The sequence below is a fragment of the Halomonas sp. ND22Bw genome (assembly GCF_003011945.1).
In the GTDB taxonomy this organism is placed as follows: domain Bacteria; phylum Pseudomonadota; class Gammaproteobacteria; order Pseudomonadales; family Halomonadaceae; genus Halomonas; species Halomonas halophila.
Genome location: NZ_PXWD01001957.1, coordinates 1 through 229, shown reverse-complemented (window position 1 = coordinate 229; position 229 = coordinate 1). Strand labels below are relative to the sequence as shown.

1 protein-coding gene is annotated in these 229 nt (G+C 67.2%); it reads left to right on the top strand.

Going from position 1 to position 229, the window contains the following annotated elements; genetic code table 11:
- Positions 1–229, top strand: a 229-nt coding sequence (locus tag CVH10_RS25135; protein ID WP_146143450.1) for a dihydropteroate synthase, incomplete at both ends; no start/stop codon positions are given.

Genomic DNA, 229 nt, shown 5'->3' with positions numbered 1-229 from the left:
GGGTCCTGACCGAGGAGGTCGGCTTCCCGCCCGAGGACATCATCTTCGATCCGAACGTGTTCGCCGTCGCCACCGGCATCGAGGAGCATAACGGCTACGGCGTCGCCTTCATCGAGGCCACCAAGACCATCCGCGAGACGCTGCCCCACGCCCACATCTCGGGCGGCATCTCGAACCTCAGCTTCGCCTTCCGGGGCAACGAGCCCGTGCGCGAGGCGATGCACGCGGT